Source organism: Sneathiella sp., from assembly GCF_029233945.1.
Lineage (GTDB): Bacteria > Pseudomonadota > Alphaproteobacteria > Sneathiellales > Sneathiellaceae > Sneathiella.
In genome coordinates, this window is the sequence record NZ_JARGOQ010000062.1 from 10,016 (window position 1) to 18,164 (window position 8,149).

Sequence of the window (8,149 nt, forward strand, 5' to 3'; positions counted from 1 at the left end):
AAAAAATCACGGAGGAACCGCCGTCTCGTATGACCTGTGATCCGGCCGGCTGTGTCCTAAGGCGGGAAAGAGAGCTTATCGCCTTTCCGGTGACCATGAGCGGGGTGGAGATGGATTGCCGTCGCGCCGATATCATCGCGAGCCGCATTCCTGCGCCGGATGATTGTGTCAACCCTCGCTTGGTAATCGACAAATTTGACCTATGGCGGCGCGGAGCCCATAGCCTTTACATTGAGGCGGATGGGAAGATACGGATGGAGACAGCCAATGGCTTGCGCGGAAACCGACCATGGGTACCGGAGCGATACCGAAACCAATCGGAAAAAAACCGAAAAAACTGATCTCAATCCTAATACTGGCGGAAAAGACCCACCAGATGTCCTTGCACCTTGACCCTGTCCGGACCGAAGATACGGGTTTCATAGTCGGGGTTGGCTGCTTCAAGCGCGACGGAGCCGCCTTTGCGACGGAGCCTTTTGAGCGTCACTTCATAATCATCGATCAGGGCGACAACAATCCTGCCGTTTTCTGCCGTTTCACTTTCACGAATGATCACCGTATCACCGTCGTGAATGCCGGCATCGATCATCGAATCACCGGCGACTTCCAGGCAATAATGACGCCCCATCCCGACCATTCCCGCAGGCACACTCACGAAATTGCTGGGATCGCTCAAAGCCTCAATCGCTGTACCGGCGGCAATCCGTCCATATAGCGGGAGGGAAAGTGATCCATCTTCATCCAATTTAACGGACTCATCTGGAGCCTCTTTCTCTCGTCCGAAATTGACCTTGACCAGATTGAGCGGGCTTGCGGTATCTGAACCTTTTGCTTCCGCCTTGATCCTGTTTCTAAGATCATCGGGCAATTTCAAAACCTCAAGCGCCCGCGCGCGATGAGGTAGACGGCGGATAAAGCCTCGTTCTGTCAGTCCCGTGATTAATCGGTGAATACCGGATTTCGATTTTAAATCAAGAGCTTCCTTCATTTCATCGAAGGAAGGGGAAACCCCCCGGCTTTCCAGACATTCATGAATATAAAGAAGGAGCTGGTGCTGCTTTTTAGTCAGCATATGATAACCCACCGTATAGAACAAATCAAAAACATTTCATAAATGTTCTACAAAAGTTCTTTTCCATCGTCAAGGAAAAAGAGCAACGATCATGGCGGTAAGCTTAGACAGCGGGATATGGTTGGATAAGGGGGATCATGTCAACTTCGGCCCCTTCTTGAAGGGCTTTCGCGAAGGGCGCACGGACAACCAGGCAATCAGCAGCGGAAAGCGGGGAGAGCATGGAACTGTCTTGTTTTGCGAACAACTCAACAACCGGCAAGCCGTCTTTCTCACCGGTGATAGTCGCGCGCATATAATCTTCACGCTGGTCGTTTGCCTTCATTGCATGGCCGAGAAGCGCCTTCTGCCGCGGTGGATGCCGGGGTTCAAGGCCGCAAAGCGCATCAAGGGCGGGGATCAGAAAGAGAAAGCTGCAAATCATGCTGGAGACCGGGTTGCCGGGCATGCCGAGCATCGGGATACCGCCGAAGCGACCAAACATAAGAGGTTTACCGGGGCGCATGGCAATCCGCCAGAAATCGACGGAAAGTCCTTCCTTGCCGAGAACTGGCTGGATCAGGTCATGATCGCCCACCGAGGCGCCGCCCAAGGTAATCAGCATATCCGCCGATTTGGCACCCTGAGCCTTTTCACGCAAAGAGCTGGCGTTATCCATCGCGATGCCAAGATCAATGGCCTCGCCGCCTGCGGCCTCGATAAGCGCGGCAACAAGCAGGCTGTTTGAGGAAATAATCTGGTTTGGGCCGAGCGGTTCGCCCGGGCGGACAAGCTCATCCCCGGTCGAGAGCAAGGCAATTTTCGGTTTACGCCGAACCGTTATCCAGGGAATGTTCATTGCAGCCAACAGGCCGATATCCCTCGGGCTTAAAATGCGCGGTGAGGTGAGACCGACATCGCCTTCGCGAAAATCAAGCCCGGCCGGGCGGACATAGGTGCCTTTCGTCGCAGCTTCCTTGATGGTGACGGTATGGTCGTTAAACTCGGTATCTTCCTGAATGACGATGGTATCTGTGCCGAGGGGGAGCGAGGCGCCGGTGAAAATGCGGACAACTTCGCCCGCGTTTACCTCTTTGTCATAGGCGCCACCAGCGGGCACTTCCCCGATGATCCTGAGATCCACCGGGATCGTCTCTATATCGGCAGCTCTGACCGCGAAGCCATCCATCGCGGACATATCGGCGGGCGGCTGGGTCCGGCGGGAGAGGGCATCTTCCACCATGACGCGGCCCGCCGCCGCGCTGAGTGCAACGACTTCCGTGCCGACGGGATGAATATCTTTCAGGATTTTTGCGCGGGCTTCACTTACGGAAATCATGATGCTTCATAACTTCCTGATTTGCCGCCACTTTTCGTTAATAGCCGTGTGTTGAGGATGGTCATGCCGCGATCGACGGCTTTGCACATATCATAGATAGTGAGCGCGGCGATTGATGCCGCGGTGAGCGCCTCCATCTCGACGCCGGTACGGCCCTTGAGCTTGCAGGTGGCGCGCACCTCGATCATATTTTCTTCTTCCTGAATGGTGAAATCAACGGTGACGTTGCTGAGCGCGAGCGGATGGCAAAGCGGGATCAGGTCGGCGGTTTTCTTGGCGGCCATAATCCCGGCAAGGCGGGCAACCCCCAAGACATCGCCTTTCTTGGCATCACCGTCCTGAATGAGTTTCAGTGTTTCGGGCGCCATCTTGATACTGGCGGCGGCGGTGGCCTCTCGCTCGGTCACATCTTTATCGCCGACATCGACCATATGGGCCGCGCCCTTTTTATCGAAATGGGTCAGTTTGCTCAAAATGCTCTCCTTAAGCCCGGCGGAGCAGGGTGCGAACGGCGGCGGCGACGTCCTCCTGACGCATCAGGGATTCACCGACCAGGAAGCAGCCGCAGCCCGCCTTTTCCATGCGGGTGAGATCCTCCGGCGTATAAAGGCCGCTTTCACTGACCGCGACGCAATCTTTGGGGAGTGCGCTTGCCAGTTCTTCCGTCGTCGCGATATTAACCTCAAGCGTTTTGAGGTTGCGATTGTTAATCCCGATCAGCGGGCTTTTGAGCTTTACGGCCCGGTCCAGCTCCGCCCGATCATGCACCTCGATCAGGACATCCATGCCCCAATCCTGGGCGCAGGCTTCCAGTTCTTGCGCTTCCGTATCATCGAGCGCCGCCATGATCAGCAGGATGCAGTCGGCCCCGAGCGCTCTTGCTTCGGCCACCTGATAGGGATCGATCATAAAATCTTTTCGCAAAACGGGCAGGGATACCGCATTTCGTGCCGCCACGAGATAATCATCGGAGCCTTGAAAATAAGGGATATCCGTAAGCACCGAGAGGCAGGTGGCACCGCCGCCCTCATAAGCCTTGGCGAGAGAGGGCGGATCGAAATCGGCACGGATCAATCCTTTCGAGGGCGACGCCTTCTTGATTTCGGCGATCAGGCCATATTCCCCGGCGCTCCGGCGGGCTTTGAGGGCGCGGATAAAGCCACGCGGCGCAGTTGCGGCCTTCGCCGCAGCCTCGATATCAGCTAAAGCGATCCGGCTTTTCGCATCGCGAATATGCTCGCGCTTGTCATCGCAAATTTTGGCAAGAATGCTCATTCGCCGCTTCCCGTCTCGTTGGAGATGCGTTTCAGCGTTTCAAAGGCGGTGAGCGCCTTGCCATCATCAATGGACAGTTCGGCAAGCTTGATGCCCTCCGCCACCGTGTCGCATTTTCCGCCGATCAAGATCGCCGCGCCCGCATTGAGCAGCGTAACATCCCGGTAGGGACCTTTCTCGCCGTTCAGCAGTGCCATAAGGGCTTTCGCATTTTCTTCCGGTGTGCCGCCCTTCAGATCATTGAGGGAGACTTTCTTGAGGTTGAACTCTTCGGGTGTGATGTCAAATTCCGAAAACTCGCCATTCTTCATTTCGACAACTTTTGAGGGGCCCGTCGTCGTCAACTCATCGAGACCGTCCGAGCCATGCATCACCCAGATATGGGTAGAACCAAGTTCCTTTAGCGTTTCGGCCATCGGTCGCATCCAGCGCGGATCATAAACGCCGATCAACTGGCGCTTGACGGCGGCCGGGTTGGACATGACACCGAGCAGGTTGAATATGGTGCGAATGCCAAGCTCCACACGGGTCGGGCCGACATGCCGCATGGCCCCGTGATGACGATAGGCGACCATAAAGCCGATGCCCGCCTCATGGACGGCGCGCTGGGTCAGCTCGAAATCGCATTCCGTATTGATTCCAAGAACAGCCTGCACATCCGCCGTGCCGGAACGGGAGGAGGCGGCCTTGTTGCCATGCTTGGCGACGGGAACGCCAGCGCCGGCAGTCACGAAGGCCGCGGCCGTCGAGATATTGAGGGTGCCATGGCCGTCGCCGCCGGTGCCGACAACATCCACGGCATTTTCCGGTGCCGTGATATAGGTGGCTTTTTCCCTGAGGACCGAGACACCGCCGATTAGCTCATCGACCGTCTCACCGCGTAAATGCAGGCCCATTAGAAAGGCGCCCATCTGGGATGGCGTGGCATCGCCGGACAGGATGGTGTTGAAGGCGGTTTTGGCGTCTTCCTGGGACAGTGTCGCACCAGCGGCGATCTTCGCGATCAACGCCTTGAAGTTAGGTTGAACATCACTCATGCCGCGGCCTTGGTGTCCGGGCGGGTAAGGTTCAGGAAATTCTGCAGAAGGGCATGGCCATGTTCTGACGCAATGCTTTCGGGATGGAACTGCACCCCGTGAAGCGGCAGGCTTTTATGGCTGAGCCCCATGATCACGCCATCATCCGTTGTTGCCGTGACTTCAAGGGTGTTGGGAACACTCGCCGGATCGATGGTCAGGGAATGATAGCGCGTTGCGATGAAACGATTGGGCAGGCCCTTGAAGAGGCCGGTGCCGTTATGGATGATTTCCGATGTTTTGCCATGCATAAGCTGGTCGGCGCGCACGACCTTGCCGCCAAAAACCTGACCGATCGATTGGTGACCAAGGCAGACGCCCAGGATCGGCGTTTCCGTAATGCTCGCCCGCTTGACCGTTTCAAGGCAGATACCGGCCCGGTCCGGATCGCACGGACCCGGCGACAGAACGATGCCAGCGGGATTTTCTTCAAAAACTTCATCCACGGTCACCACATTGTTGCGGTAGACCTTCACATCCGCGCCCAGTTCCCCAAGGAAATGCACGAGATTGTAGGTAAAGCTATCATAGTTATCAATTAACGTAATCATATCAGTATTATATCACGCTTTCTTAAATGTGCGTCAGAATTCTGCCGGCGGTGGAGCGAAGCCTTATTATCCAGATAAGCAGTTTCTCTTTTTTTTGAACAAAATCAAGAGTACAAATACCCCGGCTGGCGCGGAAGCCCGCCATCTTTATGCCTTGTTTACCATATTGAAATAGAATTAACATAGGCAAGTTGCTGTTGAGTAATCAGTATTGTTTGACGAAGGGTCTGTTTTAAATGTCATCCCAACTGAGAGGGAATAAGAAGCCGGAGGGGCAATCACGGGTGGATCGGATGACGGCATCGCCGGCCCGCGTGGCTGTTCTGTGCGCGGCTGTTCTTGTGATCAGCGCAAGTGGTGGCATTCTGATCGGCAAGCTTTTAGACCCCTTAAAGAGTACGTCGGAAATCCGGGCGGTAAGTGCCCTTGCGGCTCCGGCGGCGACTGTTGAGCCCGCTGTGCATGAGAAAAGCGATGTTCTGGTGCCGGAAAGTCCGTTTGCCTATAACGATTATCCCGTCACAAGAGCGGAAACGGTGAAGCTGGAGCCCACTCCTGAGGCTGTGCCTCCGTCTGAAGTTCCGCTTGCTTCTGCCTCTGCGATAATCCCGGACAGGGTTCAGGATGAAATGCCGGCATGGAAAAGATATGCAGCGCTGTCGCCGCCGATGGAAGGCAAGCCATTAATCGCGCTCGTCATCGATGATGTGGGCCTCAGCCACCGTCTGGTGGAAGAACTCAACGAGTTGCCAGCTCTTCTGACGCTGGCATTCCTTCCTTACGCGCCGGCTCTTCAGGGCAAAGTCGAGTTAGTGCGCCAGAATGGGAATGAGGTCATGCTGCATCTGCCGATGGAGCCGACGGACCATCATGTGGATCCTGGTCCGGATGCCCTGCTGACGAGCTTGTCTAAGGAAGAACTCAGAGCGCGTACCATACGTAATCTCGATAGTTTTGAAGGGTATGTCGGAGTCAATAACCACATGGGTAGCCGATTTACGGCGGATGGGACGGCCATGGCCATCGTGATGGATATCATGGCGGAACGGGGCCTTTTGTTCCTAGATTCCAAGACGACATCCGCCTCGACGGGATATCGCCTCGCGGCTGAGCGGGGGATGCCGTCGGTCAAGCGGGACATCTTTATCGATCACGTTATTGACGAGGCGGCAATCCTGAAGCAGCTGGCCAAGGTGGAAGCAATGGCGGAACGCTCCGGTGTAGTGATTGCCATCGGTCATCCGCATCCGGCGACCATCCGGGTTCTTCAAAAATGGCTGCCGGAGGCGAAGAAAAAAGGGTTTCTATTCGTGCCGATCAGCGCCGTGACGGCCCTGACCTTCAAGGGATAGCCTAACTAGCGGTTGCGGCCCGTATCGGACGCATAGCGAACCGCCTCCTGCGCGGCCCGGACAAGGGCTTTGGCCTTGTTGACCGTCTCCTGATACTCCGCTTCCGGATCGCTATCCGCGACAACTCCGCCGCCTGCCTGAATATAAACTTTATTGTCTTTCACAAGCGCCGTTCGAAGAGCAATGCAGGTATCCATCGAGCCATTTGCCGAGATATAGCCAACCGCGCCGCCATAGATACCCCGGCGGCTTTTCTCCAGCTCGTCAATGATTTCCATCGCGCGCACTTTCGGCGCGCCGGAGACTGTGCCAGCGGGAAACCCGGCTTTTAATGCATCGATGGCTGTCAGCCCGTCTGCAATATCGCCTTCCACGTTGGAGACGATGTGCATCACGTGGGAATAATTCTCGATCTCCATTTTCTCGGTAACGGTGACAGAGCCGATCTTGGCGACGCGGCCGACGTCATTCCGCCCGAGATCGAGCAGCATAAGATGCTCCGCCAGTTCTTTTGGATCGGAAAGAAGATCTTCTGCAAGCGCGGCATCCTCCGCTGCAGTGGCACCGCGAGGCCGGGTGCCGGCGATAGGGCGGATTGTCACCTTGTTATCACGAAGACGAACGAGGATTTCCGGGCTGGAGCCGACGATCGAGAATTCCCCGAAATTCAGATAGAACATGAAGGGGGACGGGTTCGTCCGTCTTAGCGCCCGATATAGAGCGAGGGAGGGAAGCTCGAACGGCAGCTCAAAACGCTGCGATGGGACAACCTGAAAGATATCGCCCGCACGGATATATTCCTTCGCTTTTTCGACCATCGAGTGATATTCCGCCGTCGTGGTGTTTGACGTTGGCTCCGGTAGATCGAGATTGCCTGCATCGAGCGACGCGCTATGGGGCAGGCTCCGCTCAAAATCATGAACCGCGTCGGCAAGGCGTTCCGCGGCATGGTTATAGGCATCCTGCGCGGAACGAGCATCCTGCGCCCAAATCGGTGTGACGATGGTGACAAGATCAAGGATGCTGTCAAATATGGCCATGACCGTTGGACGGATGAACATGCCCTCCGGGATATGCAGCTCATCCGGATTACCATCCGGAATTTTTTCCATCAGGCGAACGGTGTCATAGGACATATAGCCCACCAATCCCGCTGCCATTGGCGGAAGATTTGACGGAAGGTCGATATGGCTTTCATCGATCAGATTTTGCAGGTTATCCAGCACGTCGCCCTCGCAGGCGACAAAAGCGTCGGGATCGAACCGCGCCATGCGATTGATCCGCGCCTCATTCCCGTCGCAGCGCCAGATCAGATCCGGTTTCAGGCCGATGATAGAATAACGGCCGCGCACGGCGCCGCCTTCAACCGATTCCAGCAGGAAGGAGTTTGCCTGTCCTTCCGCGAGCTTCATCATCGCGGAAACAGGGGTTTCCAGATCGGCGACCAAAGTCGTCCACAGGATCTGCGACTGGCCGGTTTCATGTTTCTTTTTGAAATCGGCAAA

The 8,149-nt window shown here is 56.0% G+C and carries 8 protein-coding genes and 1 pseudogene; 2 read left to right on the top strand and 7 right to left on the bottom strand.

Translation table 11 applies throughout. The features are described from left to right. Window positions 1-341, top strand: a pseudogene (locus P1U71_RS15700) (hypothetical protein); the annotation flags it as partial. 8 nt (window positions 342-349) lie between these two features. Here the strand turns inward: P1U71_RS15700 and lexA are convergent. The 6 genes from lexA to P1U71_RS15730 form a co-directional block, all read right to left on the bottom strand. After that, window positions 350-1,072, bottom strand: a complete 723-nt coding sequence (lexA, locus tag P1U71_RS15705) for a transcriptional repressor LexA (RefSeq protein WP_301106573.1) — start codon at window positions 1,070-1,072, stop codon at window positions 350-352. Window positions 1,073-1,175: 103 nt separating this feature from the next. After that, window positions 1,176-2,390, bottom strand: a complete 1,215-nt coding sequence (glp, locus tag P1U71_RS15710) for a gephyrin-like molybdotransferase Glp (protein WP_301106574.1) — start codon at window positions 2,388-2,390, stop codon at window positions 1,176-1,178. Continuing rightward, on the bottom strand, window positions 2,387-2,863 hold the full coding sequence (gene moaC / locus P1U71_RS15715; RefSeq protein WP_301106575.1) for a cyclic pyranopterin monophosphate synthase MoaC: 477 nt from the start codon (window positions 2,861-2,863) through the stop codon (window positions 2,387-2,389). The genes glp and moaC overlap by 4 nt, the downstream gene beginning before the upstream one ends. A gap of 10 nt (window positions 2,864-2,873) precedes the next feature. Beyond that, window positions 2,874-3,665: an indole-3-glycerol phosphate synthase TrpC gene (gene trpC, locus P1U71_RS15720; protein WP_301106576.1), complete on the bottom strand. Its 792-nt coding sequence runs from the start codon at window positions 3,663-3,665 to the stop codon at window positions 2,874-2,876. Then, on the bottom strand, window positions 3,662-4,702 hold the full coding sequence (trpD, locus tag P1U71_RS15725; protein ID WP_301106577.1) for an anthranilate phosphoribosyltransferase: 1,041 nt from the start codon (window positions 4,700-4,702) through the stop codon (window positions 3,662-3,664). The genes trpC and trpD overlap by 4 nt, the downstream gene beginning before the upstream one ends. Beyond that, entirely contained in the window at window positions 4,699-5,292 is a 594-nt protein-coding gene (locus P1U71_RS15730; RefSeq protein WP_301106578.1) for an aminodeoxychorismate/anthranilate synthase component II, read from the bottom strand. The genes trpD and P1U71_RS15730 overlap by 4 nt, the downstream gene beginning before the upstream one ends. 293 nt (window positions 5,293-5,585) lie before the next feature. Between P1U71_RS15730 and P1U71_RS15735 the strand changes: the two genes are divergently transcribed. Next, the gene (locus P1U71_RS15735) at window positions 5,586-6,644 is read left to right on the top strand and encodes a divergent polysaccharide deacetylase family protein (protein ID WP_301106579.1); all 1,059 of its coding nucleotides are present in this window, start codon (window positions 5,586-5,588) and stop codon (window positions 6,642-6,644) included. A 5-nt stretch (window positions 6,645-6,649) separates the two neighbouring features. Here the strand turns inward: P1U71_RS15735 and trpE are convergent. Then, a partial coding sequence (gene trpE / locus P1U71_RS15740) for an anthranilate synthase component I (protein WP_301106580.1) occupies window positions 6,650-8,149 on the bottom strand: 1,500 nt, incomplete at its 5' end.

Coding starts and splice junctions, on each gene's coding strand:
- lexA (WP_301106573.1), bottom strand. CDS start 1,072: ATGCTGACTAAAAAGCAGCACCAGCTCCTTCTTTATATTCATGAATGT.
- glp (WP_301106574.1), bottom strand. CDS start 2,390: ATGATTTCCGTAAGTGAAGCCCGCGCAAAAATCCTGAAAGATATTCAT.
- trpC (WP_301106576.1), bottom strand. CDS start 3,665: ATGAGCATTCTTGCCAAAATTTGCGATGACAAGCGCGAGCATATTCGC.
- trpD (WP_301106577.1), bottom strand. CDS start 4,702: ATGAGTGATGTTCAACCTAACTTCAAGGCGTTGATCGCGAAGATCGCC.
- P1U71_RS15730 (WP_301106578.1), bottom strand. CDS start 5,292: ATGATTACGTTAATTGATAACTATGATAGCTTTACCTACAATCTCGTG.
- P1U71_RS15735 (WP_301106579.1), top strand. CDS start 5,586: ATGACGGCATCGCCGGCCCGCGTGGCTGTTCTGTGCGCGGCTGTTCTT.